The organism is Rhizobium mongolense subsp. loessense, assembly GCF_900099775.1.
In the GTDB taxonomy this organism is placed as follows: domain Bacteria; phylum Pseudomonadota; class Alphaproteobacteria; order Rhizobiales; family Rhizobiaceae; genus Rhizobium; species Rhizobium loessense.
On sequence record NZ_FMTM01000017.1, the window covers coordinates 79,782 to 96,867 of the forward strand.

Here is a 17,086-nt window from a genome sequence, read left to right on the forward strand (position 1 = left end):
CGATGAAGGATCTGAGCCGCGTCCATGTGGAAGCCTTTCTCGAGATGATGAGTGCAGAGCGAGGTGCTGCCGTGAACACGCTGCAGTCCTACGAGCGCGATCTGGACGACCTCCATGCATTCCTGAACGGCAAATGCGTGCGGCTGACCGAAGCGGCCTCCGGCGATCTCGCTGCCTACCTCTCCTCGCTCTCGAAACGGGGCTTCAAGTCCTCGTCCCAGGCCCGCCGGCTGGCAGCCATGCGGCAATTCTACAAATTCCTTTATGCCGAAGGCCTGCGGGTTGATGACCCGACGGGCGTTCTCGACGCGCCGAAGAAAGCGCGAGCTCTGCCAAAGACAATGGGCGTCGAGGAGGTGACGCGACTACTGACACAGGCCGAAACCGAAGCCAACAATCCCGCGGACGGCCAATTGCAGCGCCAGCGAATGTTGGCGCTTCTGGAGCTGCTTTACGCGACAGGAATGCGCGTCAGCGAACTCGTTTCGCTGCCGGCACGCGTTCTCGACCAAGAAGGGCGTTTCCTGATCATTCGCGGTAAGGGCAACAAGGAGCGGCTCGTACCTCTATCTCAATCGTCAATCGCTGCACTCAAGGTCTATGGCCGGTCGCTCGCAGAAGAGAACGCCAAGGCGAAGGATCCGGTTGATAGTCCATGGCTTTTTCCGGCAGCCTCCAAGGAAGGCTATCTGCCCCGCCAGGTTTTTGCCCGGGAACTGAAAAACCTCGCGATCCGTGCCGGACTGACGCCATCAATGATCTCACCGCACGTCATGCGTCACGCCTTTGCAAGCCATCTTCTTGCCAACGGCGCCGACCTTCGCGTAGTTCAAGAACTCCTCGGACATTCCGACATTTCGACGACACAGATCTATACGCATGTCCTTGAAGAAAGGCTGCAGCAACTGGTTCAGACGCATCACCCCCTTGCCAAACAGGCGAAAAAGCACGAATAGGACCGGCGACATGGGGCAAGGCCAGCAAGACGCCCCGGGCACAAGGAACGGAAACGCACCTCATGCACAACTATCTCGACTTCGAAAAGCCGATCTCCGACCTCGAAGGCAAGATCATCGAACTGAAGAAGCTCGCTTCCGAAGACGAGAGCATCGATACGTCCGATGAGGTCGGCAGGCTAGAGGTTCGCGTTCGCGAAGCGATGGTCGATATCTATTCCAAGCTCAACGCCTGGCAAAAGACGCAGGTTGCTCGCCATCCGCAGCGCCCGCACTTCGTCGATTATGCAAAAACGCTCTTCCAGGAGTTCACGCCGCTCGCTGGCGACCGCAAGTTCTCCGAGGACGCGGCGATCCAGGCAGGCCTTGCGCGCTTTCGCGGCCAACCGATTGCCGTCATAGGCCAGGAAAAGGGCAGCGATACCAAGAGCCGACTGAAGCACAATTTCGGCAGCGCCCGCCCTGAAGGCTATCGCAAGGCGATCCGCATTCTTGAAATGGCTGACCGTTTCGGCCTTCCGGTCGTCACCCTCGTCGATACCGCTGGCGCTTATCCAGGCGTTGGCGCCGAAGAGCGCGGCCAGGCTGAAGCAATCGCCCGCTCGACGGAAATGTGCCTTGGCGTCAAAGTACCGATCATCTCCGTCATCATCGGCGAAGGCGGCTCCGGTGGCGCGATCGCGATCGCGACCGGAAACAAGGTCTATATGCTCGAGCATTCGATCTACAGCGTGATCTCACCGGAAGGCGCGGCCTCCATTCTATGGCGCGATTCGACCCGCGCCAGGGAAGCAGCAACCAACATGAAGATCACCGCCGAGGACCTGAAGTCGCTTAGCATCATCGACGGCATCATTCCCGAACCGCTCGGCGGCGCGCATCGCGATCCGGACAGCGTCATCGCCGCCACCGGCGATGTCATCGCAAGCGCCCTTGCCGAACTATCGTCGCGTTCCGGCGAACAGCTGCGCAGCGACCGCCGCCAGAAATTCCTCGCCATGGGCCGGAATCTCGCATAACTCCCAGCATACGTGACCGGATTACGGCCAAACCTTGGCCACAATAATGTTATCAGTAACAGTCGCGCTTGCGGGACATCCTTGGGCAAGTCATAGGCTGGTAAGAAATTGTGAAGTATAAGCCGTCTATGATTCTGGGATCGCCCGGACTCCATGGACGCGGATCGGGTCGTATCGATTTAATGGGCTTGTTGGGAAATGCGCATTCGTCATTTTGCCTATGTTTCGCTGATGGCGCTGGCTCTTGCTGGCTGCAACGACGCTTTGGACGTCACCCATACTGATCTCTCGAAGGTCAAGAACAAGGTCGAGCAACCTCTGCCGGCACGTATCCTCGCCGATATGAGGACGAAAGGCATGGACCGCAACTCCCCGATCATGATCCGAATCTTCAAGGAAGAAGGCGCTCTCGAAGTTTGGAAGGCCAAGACGGACAATCGCTTCGAGAAGATCGCGGATTACAAGATCTGCGCGTGGTCGGGCCGGCTGGGCCCGAAAGTCAAGACTGGCGACCGGCAGGCGCCGGAGGGCTTCTACAACTTGACACGGGCGAACCTTAACCCGAACTCCAAGTATTATCTGGCGATCAACACCGGCTTTCCGAACCGATACGACGCTGCCAACGGCCGCACAGGCTCCGACTTGATGATCCACGGCGCATGTTCGTCTTCCGGCTGCTATTCGATGACCGACGAGCAGGTTCTGGAAATCTACGCTTTCGCGCGTGATGCCTTCAAGGGCGGCCAGGCAACCGTTCAGCTGCAGGCGTTTCCCTTCCGCATGACGGCGGAAAACATGTTCAAGCACCGCCTGAACCAGAACTATGACTTCTGGAAGATGCTCAAGGTCGGCTACGACAATTTCGAGGTCACCAAGCGTCCGCCGGAAGTGAATGTCTGCGAGAAGAAATATGTCTTCAACCAGCAGTTAGCGCAGGGCAGCTCCGCCTTCAATCCGGCAGGCCAGTGCCCAGCAATGTCAACGCCTCCAGCGCTGGCCTTAGCACTTGCAGCCTATAACAAAACATACGCGGCCGACTTCGCCAGGGCCGAAAGGAAATTCGACGGCATGGCTTGGTACGACCCAACCGAAGCCGAGCGTAAAGCCGTCGTTGCCAAGCAGCGCAAGGGCCGTGAACTCGCTTATGCACCAACCGGCACGTCGCTGGAGGCAGGCCGCATGGTCAAGGTAGCCGAACTTGAGGAAATGATGTCGAAGCCCGCTGCACCCGCGGCAAATGCGACGGCGATCGCCGCTGCGACACCGGCATCGGCAACAGCACCTGCTCCGAACAATGCGACAGCGGTTGCAGCGGTTGTACCTGCCAATATCCCCGTTCCGGCGCAGAACCCTCTAGCCTTCGCGCCGGAACCGCCTCCGCAGGAAACGGCAGAAGCCACCAAGAAGCCGTTTTGGAAATTCTGGGCCAGGAACTGAGCGGCTTGGACGCCTTTTCCTATGACCTGCGCGGCCTGAAATGCCCCCTACCCGTGCTGAAGACCCGCCGCAAGCTTTCTTCGATGACAAGCGGCGCGCTCCTTCGGGTAGAAACGACCGATCCGCTGGCTGGGATCGACATCCCTCATTTCTGCAAGGAAGACGGCCACGCGTTACTGGAAACGGTGAAAACCGAAACCGGTCACCGTTTCCTGATCCGCAAGAGATAATCTCAGATCTTCATGCCAGGAATGGCCAGCGGATTGTCGTTGAGAGCCGCGCGATCGGGCGTGTCGACTCGCGGCTTTCCAAGGAATGCATCGAAGAGGTTCTTCACGAAATCCTCCGGCAGATTCTTGGTGATCAGTACCATGCGCGTGCGCCGGTCGACCGGATCCGGCCAGGCCGGAAGGCGCACCGGCGGGTGAAAGATGTTCTGCACGCCATGCAGAACCAGAGGCCTCTCCGGCCAGTCCGAAACGGCAACGATGGCCTTCATGCGCAACAGTTTTTCGCCATGCGCGGAGCGCAACAGGTCGATGAACATCTCGAGCGCCATCGGCTCGATCGGCTTGTCTTCGACAATCGAGAAAGACCGGATCGACGCATCGTGACGCTTCACATCATGGGGATCTTGATGGTCATGACCATGATGGTGGTGGTGATCGTGTCCATGATGGTGATGGACATCATGCTCGTCTTGGTCGCGAAGCCAGCGGCTGACGTCGGTGATCTTCGTTGCCGGGTTGTATAGACCGTTTACGAAAATCTCCGCGCTACCGGCGGGCGCGCTGTCAGCATCGATCGCCACCGCGCGCGGATTGAGGTAACGCAGCCGCGCCTCCAGCACCGGCAACAGCTCGGCGGATGCCATCGACTGCTTCGACACGATGAGGCGATCGGCGACTGCGACTTGCCGGCGTGCCTCCTCGTGATTGGTGAGCGTCTGAAGACCGTTGACTGCGTCAACGACCGTGACAACGCCGTCCAGTTCGAAATTGCTGGCGATAATCGGGTTGCCCATGATCGCCTGCATGACCGGCGCCGGATCGGCAAGGCCGGTCGTCTCGATCACGACACGTTTGACGGGCTTGACCCGGCCGGTCTGCACCGCATCCATGAGGTTTGCCAGCGTATCGACGAGCTCGCCGCGCACTGTGCAGCAAAGGCAGCCGTCAGAAAGTTCGATGATCGCATCGCCCGAGCTTTCGACGAGTAGATGGTCGATGCCGACATCGCCGAACTCGTTGATGATAACGGCGGCATCCTTCATCGCCGGATCCTTGAGGATGCGGTTCAGCAAGGTTGACTTGCCGGCGCCAAGAAAGCCGGTCAGGATCGTGACCGGTATCGTGTCGTGATAAATGCTCATTTGCTTTTGCCTTAGAAGGACGTCGGGCGCGGCAGCGGTACCGGTACGTTGGCAAGGTCGCCGATGGCCTCGGCCTTTGCCATCTTGTCCGGCTGGACATCCTGGCCGGGAATGAGACCGGCAAAGACGTAACGTGGCTCGTGATCCATTTCCTGGATATAGGGCGACTGCACTTTCATGCGCCCGACCTCGTCGCGCGTTTCGCTACGCACCTTGGCACCCTTTGCGCTGCAGATATCGGCGCTCATGTCGGTGACCTGATCCTGCCCCAGTCCGTAGGGCTTCAACGAACCCAAGGTATCGGTTGCGGGAAACTGTGCCGTAAAGCCCTTCTGCAACAGGTTCGCCGTCGCATCCGCACGCGCCGCGAGGCTGTCTGTGCCCAGAACGACTGAAATGATGGTGCGGCCGTTACGGGTCGCCGAACCGATCTGATTGAAGCCCGATGCGCAGATGAAACCGGTCTTCATGCCGTCGGCACCGGCGAAACGGCCGATCAGCAGATTGATGTTCGCCGTATTGGTCTTGCCGTTGGTAAAGCCTTCAAGAGCGAAATAGCCCGCATACTGCGGGAAGTCACGCCGTAACGCGACCGTCAAGACTGCGAGATCGCGCGCCGTCGTATATTGGCCCTTGCCCGGCAGGCCGTTCGGATTGACGAAATGCGAATCCGACATGCCGAGTTTTGCTGCATCGGAATTCATGCGCAGGACAAAGGCATCCTGGGTACCAGCGACGGCCTCTGCCACGGCAACGGCGACGTCATTCGCCGACTTGATCATGAGGATCTTCAACGCGCTGTCCAGCGTCAGCTTCTGCCCCGGCTTGTAATACATTTTTGCAGCCGGCTGAGCAGCTGCCTGCTTGCTGATGACGATCGGCGTTTCGAGGCTGATCTCGCCGGCGCGGATTGCATTGAACACCGTATAGGCCGTCATCAGCTTCGTCAGCGATGCCGGGTACCATTTGCGAAAGGCTTCCTCATGCTCCAGCACGCGGCCGCTTTGGACATCGACGAGAATATGCGGATTGGCTTGCGCCAGCGGAACCGAGAAGAAAAAAGCGGCCGTAGCGGTGGCTGCGAGTGAAATCAAACGTTTCTGGCGCGTTGACACGGTTCGTCCCTAAGATGTCCGGAAATCTCGAAAGCTTCACCTATTTAGCTTATATGGCCATGACATGGCAAAGGTCATTGAATAAGTTATTCCGCGGCACAGCATCGCGCAAGCCGCCGGACAACCCGATTTCGCGACAGGAAGTTACGTATGCCGATTTTGAACAGAGCCGCTGAAATGCAAACCGAAGTGACCGAATGGCGCCGCCACATCCACGCCCGGCCGGAGCTTCTTTTCGCGGTCGAAAACACGGCGGCCTTCGTTGCCGGCAAGCTCAGGGAGTTCGGCGTTGACGAAATTGTGACCGGCATCGGCCGCACCGGCGTGGTCGGCCTGATCAAGGGCAAGGGAGAAGGAAGCCGTACGATCGGCCTCCGCGCCGACATGGACGCGCTGCCGCTGACGGAGATCACCGGCAAACCCTGGGCCTCGACGACGCCGGGCAAGATGCATGCATGCGGACATGACGGTCACACGGCAATGCTGCTCGGCGCCGCGAAATATCTTGCGGAGACCCGCAACTTCAACGGCAACATCGCCGTAATCTTCCAGCCGGCCGAAGAGGGCGGCGGCGGCGGCAACCTGATGGTCCAGGAGGGCATGATGGATCGCTTCGGGATCGAGGAGGTCTACGGGATGCATAATCTGCCGGGCCTTCCCGTCGGGCAGTTCGCCATCCGCCAAGGCGCGATCATGGCGGCAACGGACGAATTCACGGTGACGATCAAGGGCCTCGGCGGTCATGCCGCCCAGCCGCACCGGACGATCGACCCGATTGCGATCGGTGCGCAGATCGTCACCAACCTGCAGATGATCGCTTCGCGCAGCGCCGATCCCCTACGTTCTATCGTCGTCTCGGTTACGAAATTCAATGCGGGTTTCGCCCACAACGTCATTCCGAATGACGCGCAGATTGCCGGCACGATCCGCACGCTCGACGCGGAAGTCCGTGATCTGGCGGAAACACGCCTGAAGCAGATCATCAACGGCCTAGTCGCCGCCCATGGCGCGCAGGCCGATATCAGTTTCCACCGCAACTATCCCGTCACCGTCAACCATGCCACGGAGACCACCCATGCGATTGCCATCGCCAGCGACATAGCGGGCGCGGCGAACGTCAATTCTGAAATAGATCCGATGATGGGAGGGGAGGATTTCTCCTACATGCTCAACGCCCGTCCCGGCGCTTTCATCTTCATCGGCAACGGCGACAGCGCAGGCCTTCATAATCCGGCCTATGATTTCAACGACGAAGCCATCGCCCACGGCGTCTCTTATTGGGTCCGCCTTGCCGAACAGCGTTTGGGCGCGTGAAAATCTATACTCGATAAGAACCTCAAAAAGGCTTGGCTTCCTGCCAAGCCTTTTGTATGCATGGCACGGAGTGGTCCCGTAGCTCAGCAGGATAGAGCATCAGATTCCTAATCTGGGGGTCGCGCGTTCGAATCGCGCCGGGATCACCAAAACATTCCGAGGAAACCCTCAACGCGGACAGTCCCTCACTGAATGGGCTTGCGAGGGCTGGCTGCGTGTTCCTTCACCACTTCATTTGAACTATCGATTTCCTGAAGCAAGACGTCATAGCCCCAAAGATTGGCGAGATGCTGCAGGACGAGCTTCGTATCGGCTTCCTGAAGAAACCAATCGTTCGTGACGTTGTGGCGCAAGAGAAGGCGGCGGTCACCGGCAAGATCGACATCGACGATGTCTATTCCCGGGTCGATCCAGCCGATGTCGTATTCGCGTGAAAGCTGACGGCGGATGCGCCGATAGCCGCGTTCGTCGTGGATTGCCGAAACCAGAATTCCTTCTTCCTGCTCCGGGTCGTCGTAAAGATGGAAAAGGCGCAATTGGCGGATCAGGTTGGGGCTCAGGAACTGATTGATGAAACTCTCGTCCCGATAATCGGCCCAGATGTCACGCAGCACGGACATTGCATCGCCTTGTCCGGCAATGTCCGGGAACCAAACCCTGTCCTCCTCCGTCGGTGCCGTCACGATCCGCTCGATATCCTGCATCATTGCAAACCCCAGCGCATAGGGATTGAAGCCCGAGAAACGACGATCGTCGTAGTTGGGCTGGAACACGACATTGGCGTGTGATTTCAGGAATTCGAGGAAGTTTCCGTCACTGATCTGCCCGCGCTCGTGAAGCCTGTTCATGATCCTGTAGTGGACGTAGGTGGCAGTCCCCTCGTTCATCACCTTGGTCTGGCGCTGCGGGTGAAAATACTGCGCGACATGGCGCACGATGCGCAAAATCTCACGCTGCCACGGCTGCAGCAATGGCGCCGATTTCTCGAGGAAGTAGAGAATGTTGTCCTGAGGAAGGCCAAGGGCGAGGCGCCGCTTCTCCAGGCCGACGTCGGCTGCCGTGCGCTTCTTGCCGGTGGGAACAGTTCGCCAAAGGTCGTTGAACACCTGCTCTTCGTGGACGCGGCGCTCCTGCTCACGCCGCTCCTCGTCACGAAGGTCGACCTTGGTCTTGCCGGCGTGCCGATGCACGCCATGCGACATCAGCGCGTGCGCGGCATCGAGCGTACGCTCGACCTCGACTTCGCCGTAGCGCTCCTCGCAGCGGGCGATGTAGCTCTTGGCGAAATTGAGGTAGTCGAGGATGCCATCGGCATCCGTCCAGAGCTGGAAGAGATAGTTGTTCTTGAAGAAGTGATTATGTCCGAAAGCGGCGTGCGCGATGACCAAGGTCTGCATCGTCGCCGAGTTTTCCTCCATCAGATAGGAGATGCAAGGCGAACTGTTGATGACGATTTCATAGGCAAGGTCGCGCATGCCGCGGCGGTAGAAAGCCTCGTGATGCGCGAAATGCTTGCCGAAGGACCAATGGCGATAGAAGAGCGGCATGCCGGTCGATGAGTAGGCATCCAGCATCTGTTCAGATGTGATGACCTCGATCTGATTTGGGTAGACATCCAGGCCGAGTTCGCCGAGCGCGATCTCCTCGCAGGCGTCATGAACGCGCTGGAGCGTTGGGAAATCCCAGTCGGCGCCATTAAACAGCAACCGCTCCTTTGACACCGCCGTGGAAGTCATGGCGCCACCTGTGCATCACGTTTCTGGAAGAGATCGTGGAAGACCGGGAATATTTCGTTACGCCGGCACACCTTGCGCATGGACAGGGGCACCTGTTCGGCACGGATCCCTTCGTAAAGCGTCCAGAGCGGTGAGCGGGACACGGAGGAGTCGCTGTCTTCCTCACCGACCTCGATATAGGCGAAATACTGGCACAGCGGCAAAATCTCATGACGCAGCAGTTGCCCTGTCATGGTGCCGTCCGAATAGGAGTTGTCACCATCGGAAGCCTGGGCGGCATAGATGTTCCACTCTGCCGGATCGAATCGCGCCGCGACAATCGTGCGCATCGCCGCAAGTGCGCTTGATACCAGCGTACCGCCCGTCGCCGGACCATAGAAGAAGGTTTCCTCGTCGACTTCTTCGGCCTTGTCCGTATGGCGGATGAAGACGATCTCGACCTTCTTGTAGCGCTGTGACAGGAAAAGGTAGAGCAGCAGGTAGAACCGCTTGGCAAGATCCTTCATATGCTCCGACATAGAGCCGGAGACGTCCATCAGGCAGAACATGACGGCCTTCGCCACTGGTTTCGGCTCGCTTTCGAAGCGGCGATAGCGCACATCGAGCGGATCGATATAAGGAATGCGCCGGCTTTTTTCCGTCAACGCTTTGAGCTTAGCCTCAAGAGCCTGGCGCTTCTCGTCGTCTTCGCATTCCCCAATCTCGCGCCGAAGTGCCTCTACCTCCTGGATGCGCGGGCGGCGAAGCGCGATCCGTCGCATCATCGCCATCCGCGTCGTGCGACCGACAGCAATGTTGGACGGTGAACCAGACACCGAATAACCGGCCCGCACAGGGCTTTCTTCTTCTGTTTCCGTCAGCCGCCGCTTGGCGAGATCGGGAAGTTCCAGATCATCAAGAAAGACGTCGAGGAATTCCTCGCGCGTCAGCACGAAGCGGAAACCATCCTCGCCGTCGCCTTCGCCTGCCTCCTTCGGCCTGCCACCGCTCCTGCCAGGCGGCCGTGGGATGATATCCCCTTCAACAAAGGCTCTGTTTCCCGGCAGAATTTGATCGCTGATGCCGCCTTCGCCGCGGCGGAAACCCGGCTCTGTCAGGCCGTCAATCGGCAGGGTGATTTCGCCACCGTCGAGCACGTCCCGAATATTACGGCTTTGCAGAGAACGTTTCACCGCCTGCTGCACGGCGCTTTTCGCGCGCCGAAGAAACCGTTGACGATTTTCCAAGCTTTTACCGCGCGGATTCAGCCGGCGGTCGACAATGTGCATGATAGCTCCCGCGTGAGCGTTAACTTGCCTGCTTAACGCGCATGTACCATTCCACTAGGCGCCGAACCTGTCTTTCGGTGTAGCCGCGCGTGGTCATGCGCGAAACGAATTCACTGTGTTTCTTCTCGGCTTCGCCGTCCTTCTTCGTGCCGAACGAAATAACTGGCAGCAGGTCCTCGACTTGCGAGAACATGCGTTTCTCGATCACCTCCCTGATCTTTTCATAGCTCGTCCATGACGGGTTTTTCCCGCTGTTGTTTGCCCGCGACCGCAAGCAGAACTTGACGATTTCGTTGCGGAAGTCCTTCGGGTTGGCGATACCCGCCGGCTTTTCAATCTTCGTCAGCTCCTGATTGAGCAGTTCCCGGTCGAGAAGCTGGCCCGTATCCGGATCCTTGAAGTCCACATCCTCGATCCAGGCATCGGCATAGTCCACGTAGCGATCGAAAAGATTCTGTCCGTAATCGGCATAAGATTCCAGATAGGCTTTCTGAATCTCGTTGCCGATGAATTCCGCATAGCGCGGGGCAAGCTCGGCCTTGATGAACTCCATGTAGCGTTTCTCGGTCTCGTCAGGAAACTGCTCGCGGCGGATCGCCTGTTCCAGAACGTACATCAGATGAACCGGATCGGCCCCCACTTCGCTCGTGTGATGATTAAAGGTCGAAGCGAGCACTTTGAAGGCGAAACGTGTCGATATTCCGTCCATTCCCTCGTCAACGCCGCCGGCATCCCGATATTCCTGGACACTACGGGCACGCGGATCGGTCTCCTTGAGGCTTTCGCCGTCATAGGTGCGCATCTTGGAAAAATATGTCGAGTTTTCGTGCTTTCGCAAGCGCGAAAGTACTGAAAAGCGCGCCAGCATTTTAAGCGTTCCGGGTGCACAAGGCGCATCGGCGAGTTCCGATCCTTCGATCAGTTTCTCGTAGATCTTCTGCTCCTCGGTAACCCGGAGGCAATACGGCACCTTGATGACGCAGATGCGGTCGATGAAAGCTTCATTGTTCTTGTTCGCCTTGAAACTCTGCCATTCGGCCTCGTTGGAATGCGCAAGAACAATGCCCGAAAAAGGAATGGCGCCAATATTTTCGGTACCAATGTAATTTCCCTCCTGCGTCGCTGTCAGCAGGGGATGCAGCATCTTGATCGGCGCCTTGAACATCTCGACGAATTCCAGCAGGCCCTGGTTGGCGCGGTTGAGCGCGCCGGAATAGCTGTAGGCGTCCGGATCATTCTGGGAATAGGTCTCAAGCTTGCGGATATCGACCTTACCCGCCAGCGAAGAAATATCCTGATTGTTCTCGTCGCCCGGCTCGGTCTTGGCGATCGCGATCTGGCGCAACCGCGAAGGCTGCATTCTGACGACGCGGAACTGGGAAATATCGCCACCGAATTCGTCAAGCCGCTTCAGGCACCAAGGGCTCATCAACCCGGTCAACCGGCGCGTCGGAATACCGTATTCCTCAAGGAGCAGCGACCCCATCGTGGCCGGATCAAAGAGGCTGAGCGGACTTTCAAAGACCGGACTGACCTCCTCGCCCGCCTTCAGCACAAAGATCGGATGAACTTCCATCAGCTGCTTCAACCGTTCAGCTAGCGACGACTTGCCGCCACCGACCGGACCGAGCAGATAAAGAATCTGCTTGCGCTCCTCGAGCCCCTGCGCGGCATGTGTGAAGAACGAAACGATACGCTCGATCGTCTCCTCCATGCCGTAAAAGCCAGCGAAGGCCGGGTAGGTCCGGATCGTCCTGTTCATGAAGACCCGTCCGAGGCGCAGATCCTTGGCGGTGTCCAATACCTCCGGTTCGCCTATCGCCGCAAGGAGACGCTCCGTCGCGTTGGCATAGGCGAGCGGCTCCTGCTTGCAGAGCGACAAGTATTCTGCGATGGACATCTCAGTTTCGCGTCGCGTTTCATAGTTACGCGTAAACGCATCGAACACGGATTCATTCAGCATGGGCCCTCCATTCAAGGTTTATGCCACAGGCTCCCGAAATAGCCGTACCACCGCAATGGAAACAACATTTCGTTGAGAATCAATATGTTTCGTGAATTGATTGGACACCTGTCGGCCGTCTATAGCAATGCACAAAAATGTGCATCCACCGGTCGTTTTGGCTCCAACCAAACTAACTATACTATATCCTAATTCGTAAGGCGCCAGTGCGATATCAGCACATTTCAGGACGTGACATGAGGCCGCAAAGGGCTTCTAATGCCGCTGCTGCTGATTCCCGCGCGCGGAAAATCGAAAGATTCCCCGCTTGGTCAGTTGCGCTTACGATTTTTATTTTGCCACGAGCCGGCGAAAACAGCGCGGGACCGCGAGCTTTACATGCTCCAGCGGACGCTTTTGCTATATTTGCCGAACCAAACATCAAACTCCTCATCCGAGCTTGCGCCCCTCCCGACATGACGAAAGGGGCGTAACGCAACTTGTCAGGCCGGGGTGAGCGTCATCGACGCCCCGGCCGCTGCAATATTGAGACCGAGCTGGCCTGTTACGCTGAGAGGCTGGAGATGGATCGATCCCGCGGTACCGCCGACCAAGACATTCGCACCGACACCTGCGCCAAGCGTGGCTTCAGCCACGGCGCCGACATAAAGGCCACCGAGCGAGCCGCGATGATAGCCGGCAGTCGGCGCGAAGACGGCCCAAATGAGGCGGCTGCGCGTCGTGAAGCCGAGATCCACACCGAGTTTCCTGATATCGCCGGTATAGTGATCGGAAATCTCTTGACCAACACTCGAAGAAAACACGCAGTCGGCCTCCTTCGCTGAACCCAGCACGTAGCCGAGGCCTCCACCGACATCGCATGTCAGGAGGCCAATCTTAACCCCACCGCGTACGTCCGGCTCTTGGTAGCGCCGGATCGTGTCTGCTGCGTTTGCAGCCGTCACGCAGGCTTGAGCCAGTGATGCTGCGGCAACTATCATCGCAATGGACTTTTTCATCATGGTCTCCTTACTAAAAATTTGGCGACGGCATTGGGTTCAACCGGCGAAGAACAAACTCTGAAACACATAACGTGCGTCATCGAAGAATGATCCAAACCGTCTCCATCTATCTGCATGTCATGGCGCCGTGCCTTGGTTGCATGTTGCGGACAGCTACCACTGCTCACATCGCAAACGGACATTTCGAAGGCGCAGCCTAAATCTGCCCGGGTCGGCGTCCTTTTCTCCCAACACGTGGCGGAAAAGCGACAGCGTGCAACATGGCTCCCGATATCGTCACGGGGAACTTTGGAATAGGGCTAGCGTTGAAGGCGAAACAGGGAGTGTTTCGTCATGCGTACAAAGATCACCATCCTTGCGATTGCTTACATTGCGATCAGCGGCCTGTTGCTTGCAATCGCTCATCAATCGTCCGGCCCAGTCACCACAGAAAAGACCGACCGCGCCGGCGGCGCCGACAGTGGCTCGGTATTCCTTAGCGAGCGCTTTGCCGGCTGAATCAGCTAAAAGCAATGTCGGCCTCACTTTCCAGCGTCCAACTGCGGAGTGCCAAGCTTTCGTCTTGGTTTATGGTGCTGCGTGTGCATTCAACCAAGCAGGATCCGGTTTCGAACAGAACCTACGCCCTGAACGCCTCGCGCGACGGCCGTTGCGCGTTCGATTTCATCGGCAGTACCAACCGTGCCGGTGAGTACGATGTCGTCGCCTTCGGCCGTGACTTCGACGTCCGAAGCGTCGATGCCGCCAGCTGTCGCAAGCGCGCCAGCCACTGCTCTTTCAAGCGATGCATGATCGACCGACACCGCTTCGATTCCAGGCTGCTTCCCGTGGAATGTAGCCTTCTTGAAAACCATGATCGTTCCTCCTTTTGGATTGCGGAGAAACGCAAAGGCAACCGGCTTTGTTGCAGCCGTCGATCTCGTGATCGCCTACCAGCTTACCCGGTAGTTGACATTGACGCTGGCTGAGCGTCCCGACGAAAGCGGATCGGTGACCGAAGCATTGAGATTGAGGTTCGGAAGAACAGTCTGGCTGACGCCGACTGAACTCGAAAAATCCTTGCCGAAATCCGTCACGCTGCTTCCTGCCGAAATTGACGTTCCAGTCCACGGATAGATCAGTTTCAGTGCCTGGGTTGCCGTCACCGACGTCTGACGTGTTTCGACGGCAGCGTAGCCGACGCTGACAGCCCGGCTTGTCTGCAGGTCGAGCGAGTCTGAGAGAATAAAACTGCGCGAGCGGCTCAGCATCAGCGAACCGCTGCCGCGCAATGTATCGATCCGCAGGCTTGCATCCTGTTGCGCTTTGCCCGCCGGCGTGACGCGCGCCTTTGTGATCTTTCCCCAAAACGTCGCCTGTTCGGAGCCGGGCTGGATGGCCTCGCCATCGGTCGACGCGAGCGCCAGGTCGGCGCCGGCGCTTGTTTCCCATTCGAAAGGAAGGCGAAAACCCATCGTGGCCTTGTAGGAATGCTCGGAAACCCGCACTGGCGCCCAGATCAAAAGATTGTCCCCCTTGGCCGGAAGAGCTCCCAGAAGGCATACGCTCAACAATAGTATTTTCTTCAACGTCGTCATCAAATCCCACTCAGCGCGCACCGCGCAAAAACTCGCTGATGCGCTTCCACGCATCCAATTTTCAACTCCTCCCGATTTGTGAACTGGCCCGGCATCTGATGCCATTTGCCATGCAGCGCGGCATCAGTCGTGGGCAACTGCAGAACAACTGCGGAGTTAAATCCCGCAGGAATTGTTATAAGGATCACATCCGAAGTTCATTGTGTAAACCACTCAACGGTAGAAAAGTGCTGCACTGCACACTTGCCGCCCATTTCAAAGCCTTGTAGAGCCAGAGGCTAATGGGAAATTTTCGGCAAAAAACCCGCATGACGACCGGCACAAACGCGCCGCGGCGCCTCAGCATCTTCGGTTCAACGGGCTCGATTGGACAAAATACGCTCGATGTCATCCAGCAGTTGGGCGGCCGTGAGAGCTACGAAATTTCCGTGGTGACCGGAAATGAAAATGTTGAGCTACTTGCGCAGCAGGCAAGATCGACCGGCGCCCGGCTAGCAGTCACAGCGAGCGACAGCAAATACAGATCGCTGAAGGCCGAGCTCTCGGGCAGCGGCATCGCGGTCGCAGCCGGTACTCAAGGACTGGCGGAAGCCGCCGACATCGAAGCGGACTGGGTCATGGCCGCCATCGTCGGCACGGCGGGGCTGGTGCCGACACTGGCGGCGGCGCGCAAGGGTGCGGCGATCGCGCTGGCAAACAAGGAGTGCCTTGTTTCAGCAGGCGATCTTTTCGTCGAAGCGGTACTGAATGGCGGCGGGCTATTGATCCCGGTCGATAGCGAGCACAGCGCCATTTTCCAGTCGCTTGACGAAAATCAGCGGCACGCCGTCGAACGGATCATCCTGACGGCATCGGGCGGCCCTTTCCGCACATGGTCGCGCGCCGAGATGGCGAATGTGACTGCGGCAACCGCACGCGCCCATCCGAATTGGTCGATGGGCTTGAAGATCTCCATCGGCAGCGCCTCGATGTTCAACAAGGCACTGGAGATGATCGAGGCTAAGCACCTCTTCAGTGTGCGACCGGACCAGATCGAGGTGGTCGTGCATCCGCAATCCATCGTCCATTCCATGGTCGGTTATACCGATGGATCCATCATCGCCCAACTCGGCAGCCCGGATATGCGAACGGCGATCGGCTATGCGTTGGAGTATCCGCACCGGCCGAAGCTGAATGTCGAGCGCCTGGATTTCGCCAAGCTCTCTCGTCTCGACTTCGAAGCGCCGGACGAAAAGCGTTTCCCCGCTCTCAGGCTTGCGCGCACGGCATTGGAGCGAGGCGGCTTGCAAGGGGCAATCATGAATGCTGCTGAGGAAGTCGCCTTTCATGCCTTCGTCGACGAACGGATCGGCTTCCTGCAAATGGCCGATATTGTCGAAGCCGTTATGGACAGGATGGCCGGCACGGGCGGCGCGCACACGATGGACGACGTCTTTGCGGCCGACACCGAAGCCCGCAGGCTTGCTGCCGAACTGGTTGCGCTCAACGAAAAGGCCGCCTGACGGCGGACCGCCGATCGGGCGGTCCTTTGTTCCCGATTAGCGCGACTGCAGGTCCACAATCGCAACGACGAGCGCAGCGATCGCAACGGCACCATGTCGGAAGCGCTCTGGCCGAATTCGAAACCGCGGTCGATACGTACGCCGATAGCGATGAGTAAAGCCGGTGAGGCTACGATGAGATCCAGACCACCACGGTCCGTCGAGATCCCCGCAATTTCGACTACGAAGCCAATCGACCTTACGCGACCTGCCTTGCGAGCGCGCAGCGCGACCAGAGGGAATGGAGTGCTGCAACCAGCTGTTCGATGTCGGCATCGGAATGCAGCGGCGTCGGGGTGATGCGCAGCCGTTCGGTCTTCTTCGGCACCGTCGGATAGTTGATCGGCTGGACATAAACGCCGAAATTGTCGAGCAGCAGATCCGAGATCCATTTGCACTTCGCCGCATCGCCGACCAAGACCGGCACGATATGGCTCGGGTTCGGCATATGCGGGATGCCGCGCTGGTCCAGCAGTGATCTCAGCTTGCGCACCCGGTCCTGATGGCGGGCGCGCTCGAACTGGCTGACCTTCAGGTGCTGGATCGAGGCCACCGCACCGGCCGCAAGCGCTGGCGGCAGCGCCGTCGTGAAGATGAAGCCGGAGGCAAACGAGCGGATGAAATCGCACAGTGCCGTTGAGGCGGCGATATAGCCACCCATGACGCCGAAGGCCTTGCCGAGCGTGCCTTCGATGATGGTCAGCCGGTCCATCAGCCCCTCGCGCTCGGCAATGCCGCCGCCGCGCGGGCCATACATGCCGACGGCATGCACTTCGTCGAGATAGGT

16 protein-coding genes and 1 tRNA gene are annotated in these 17,086 nt (G+C 58.4%); 8 read left to right on the plus strand and 9 right to left on the minus strand.

Features of this window, described 5'->3' with window-relative positions; all coding sequences use genetic code 11:
* The first annotated feature begins 2 nt into the window (after window positions 1-2).
* From xerD to BLP23_RS30775, 4 genes are all read left to right on the plus strand, one after another.
* Window positions 3-956 (plus strand): site-specific tyrosine recombinase XerD, encoded by a 954-nt coding sequence (gene xerD / locus BLP23_RS30760; protein WP_092588487.1) that lies wholly within the window; start codon window positions 3-5, stop codon window positions 954-956.
* Between the two features lie 62 nt (window positions 957-1,018).
* Window positions 1,019-1,975: an acetyl-CoA carboxylase carboxyltransferase subunit alpha gene (locus BLP23_RS30765; protein ID WP_092588488.1), complete on the plus strand. Its 957-nt coding sequence runs from the start codon at window positions 1,019-1,021 to the stop codon at window positions 1,973-1,975.
* A 198-nt stretch (window positions 1,976-2,173) separates the two neighbouring features.
* The gene (locus tag BLP23_RS30770) at window positions 2,174-3,412 is read left to right on the plus strand and encodes a L,D-transpeptidase family protein (protein WP_092588489.1); all 1,239 of its coding nucleotides are present in this window, start codon (window positions 2,174-2,176) and stop codon (window positions 3,410-3,412) included.
* Window positions 3,413-3,417: 5 nt separating this feature from the next.
* Entirely contained in the window at window positions 3,418-3,642 is a 225-nt protein-coding gene (locus BLP23_RS30775; RefSeq protein ID WP_092588501.1) for a sulfurtransferase TusA family protein, read from the plus strand.
* 2 nt (window positions 3,643-3,644) lie between these two features.
* Here the strand turns inward: BLP23_RS30775 and BLP23_RS30780 are convergent, their stop codons facing one another.
* Window positions 3,645-4,784 (minus strand): CobW family GTP-binding protein, encoded by a 1,140-nt coding sequence (locus tag BLP23_RS30780; RefSeq protein ID WP_092588490.1) that lies wholly within the window; start codon window positions 4,782-4,784, stop codon window positions 3,645-3,647.
* 11 nt (window positions 4,785-4,795) lie between these two features.
* The gene (locus BLP23_RS30785) at window positions 4,796-5,899 is read right to left on the minus strand and encodes a D-alanyl-D-alanine carboxypeptidase family protein (RefSeq protein WP_092588491.1); all 1,104 of its coding nucleotides are present in this window, start codon (window positions 5,897-5,899) and stop codon (window positions 4,796-4,798) included.
* 150 nt (window positions 5,900-6,049) lie between these two features.
* Here BLP23_RS30785 and BLP23_RS30790 point away from each other — a divergent pair, with 150 nt between their 5' ends.
* Window positions 6,050-7,213 carry a M20 aminoacylase family protein gene (locus tag BLP23_RS30790; RefSeq protein ID WP_092588492.1) on the plus strand — a complete coding sequence of 388 codons (1,164 nt, stop codon included), beginning with the start codon at window positions 6,050-6,052 and terminating at the stop codon, window positions 7,211-7,213.
* 72 nt (window positions 7,214-7,285) lie between these two features.
* A tRNA-Arg gene (locus tag BLP23_RS30795) sits at window positions 7,286-7,362 on the plus strand.
* A gap of 36 nt (window positions 7,363-7,398) precedes the next feature.
* Here the strand turns inward: BLP23_RS30795 and BLP23_RS30800 are convergent.
* The 4 genes from BLP23_RS30800 to BLP23_RS30815 all read right to left on the minus strand — a co-directional run bounded on the left by BLP23_RS30800 (window position 7,399) and on the right by BLP23_RS30815 (window position 13,178).
* The gene (locus BLP23_RS30800) at window positions 7,399-8,949 is read right to left on the minus strand and encodes a SpoVR family protein (RefSeq protein WP_092588493.1); all 1,551 of its coding nucleotides are present in this window, start codon (window positions 8,947-8,949) and stop codon (window positions 7,399-7,401) included.
* A complete protein-coding gene (locus tag BLP23_RS30805) occupies window positions 8,946-10,217 on the minus strand; it encodes a YeaH/YhbH family protein (protein WP_022718004.1) in 1,272 nt (423 codons plus the stop codon). The genes BLP23_RS30800 and BLP23_RS30805 overlap by 4 nt, the downstream gene beginning before the upstream one ends.
* A 19-nt stretch (window positions 10,218-10,236) precedes the next feature.
* Window positions 10,237-12,180 (minus strand): PrkA family serine protein kinase, encoded by a 1,944-nt coding sequence (locus tag BLP23_RS30810; protein ID WP_092588494.1) that lies wholly within the window; start codon window positions 12,178-12,180, stop codon window positions 10,237-10,239.
* A gap of 482 nt (window positions 12,181-12,662) precedes the next feature.
* Complete coding sequence (locus BLP23_RS30815) at window positions 12,663-13,178, minus strand: DUF992 domain-containing protein (protein ID WP_033419860.1); 516 nt, start codon at window positions 13,176-13,178, stop codon at window positions 12,663-12,665.
* A 336-nt stretch (window positions 13,179-13,514) separates the two neighbouring features.
* Between BLP23_RS30815 and BLP23_RS33995 the strand changes: the two genes are divergently transcribed.
* A complete protein-coding gene (locus BLP23_RS33995) occupies window positions 13,515-13,679 on the plus strand; it encodes a hypothetical protein (protein WP_167364039.1) in 165 nt (54 codons plus the stop codon).
* Window positions 13,680-13,768: 89 nt separating this feature from the next.
* Here the strand turns inward: BLP23_RS33995 and BLP23_RS30820 are convergent, their stop codons facing one another.
* Window positions 13,769-14,035: a BON domain-containing protein gene (locus BLP23_RS30820; RefSeq protein WP_022718001.1), complete on the minus strand. Its 267-nt coding sequence runs from the start codon at window positions 14,033-14,035 to the stop codon at window positions 13,769-13,771.
* A 75-nt stretch (window positions 14,036-14,110) separates the two neighbouring features.
* Window positions 14,111-14,758: a hypothetical protein gene (locus BLP23_RS30825; protein WP_092588502.1), complete on the minus strand. Its 648-nt coding sequence runs from the start codon at window positions 14,756-14,758 to the stop codon at window positions 14,111-14,113.
* Window positions 14,759-15,066: 308 nt separating this feature from the next.
* Here BLP23_RS30825 and dxr point away from each other — a divergent pair, with 308 nt between their 5' ends.
* Window positions 15,067-16,260, plus strand: a complete 1,194-nt coding sequence (gene dxr / locus BLP23_RS30830) for a 1-deoxy-D-xylulose-5-phosphate reductoisomerase (protein WP_092588495.1) — start codon at window positions 15,067-15,069, stop codon at window positions 16,258-16,260.
* Window positions 16,261-16,498: 238 nt separating this feature from the next.
* On the opposite strand, the gene BLP23_RS30835 is transcribed toward dxr, so the two are convergent.
* Window positions 16,499-17,086: aminotransferase class I/II-fold pyridoxal phosphate-dependent enzyme (locus BLP23_RS30835; protein WP_139187142.1), on the minus strand; the 588-nt coding region annotated here is incomplete at its 5' end.

What these genes read in the sequence shown, in the direction of transcription:
- BLP23_RS30810 (WP_092588494.1), bottom strand. Translation starts at nt 12,180, where the DNA reads ATGCTGAATGAATCCGTGTTCGATGCGTTTACGCGTAACTATGAAACG.
- BLP23_RS33995 (WP_167364039.1), top strand. Translation starts at nt 13,515, where the DNA reads ATGCGTACAAAGATCACCATCCTTGCGATTGCTTACATTGCGATCAGC.
- BLP23_RS30765 (WP_092588488.1), top strand. Translation starts at nt 1,019, where the DNA reads ATGCACAACTATCTCGACTTCGAAAAGCCGATCTCCGACCTCGAAGGC.
- BLP23_RS30815 (WP_033419860.1), bottom strand. Translation starts at nt 13,178, where the DNA reads ATGAAAAAGTCCATTGCGATGATAGTTGCCGCAGCATCACTGGCTCAA.
- BLP23_RS30770 (WP_092588489.1), top strand. Translation starts at nt 2,174, where the DNA reads ATGCGCATTCGTCATTTTGCCTATGTTTCGCTGATGGCGCTGGCTCTT.
- BLP23_RS30790 (WP_092588492.1), top strand. Translation starts at nt 6,050, where the DNA reads ATGCCGATTTTGAACAGAGCCGCTGAAATGCAAACCGAAGTGACCGAA.
- BLP23_RS30825 (WP_092588502.1), bottom strand. Translation starts at nt 14,758, where the DNA reads ATGACGACGTTGAAGAAAATACTATTGTTGAGCGTATGCCTTCTGGGA.
- BLP23_RS30805 (WP_022718004.1), bottom strand. Translation starts at nt 10,217, where the DNA reads ATGCACATTGTCGACCGCCGGCTGAATCCGCGCGGTAAAAGCTTGGAA.
- BLP23_RS30780 (WP_092588490.1), bottom strand. Translation starts at nt 4,784, where the DNA reads ATGAGCATTTATCACGACACGATACCGGTCACGATCCTGACCGGCTTT.
- BLP23_RS30820 (WP_022718001.1), bottom strand. Translation starts at nt 14,035, where the DNA reads ATGGTTTTCAAGAAGGCTACATTCCACGGGAAGCAGCCTGGAATCGAA.
- BLP23_RS30800 (WP_092588493.1), bottom strand. Translation starts at nt 8,949, where the DNA reads ATGACTTCCACGGCGGTGTCAAAGGAGCGGTTGCTGTTTAATGGCGCC.
- xerD (WP_092588487.1), top strand. Translation starts at nt 3, where the DNA reads ATGAAGGATCTGAGCCGCGTCCATGTGGAAGCCTTTCTCGAGATGATG.
- dxr (WP_092588495.1), top strand. Translation starts at nt 15,067, where the DNA reads ATGACGACCGGCACAAACGCGCCGCGGCGCCTCAGCATCTTCGGTTCA.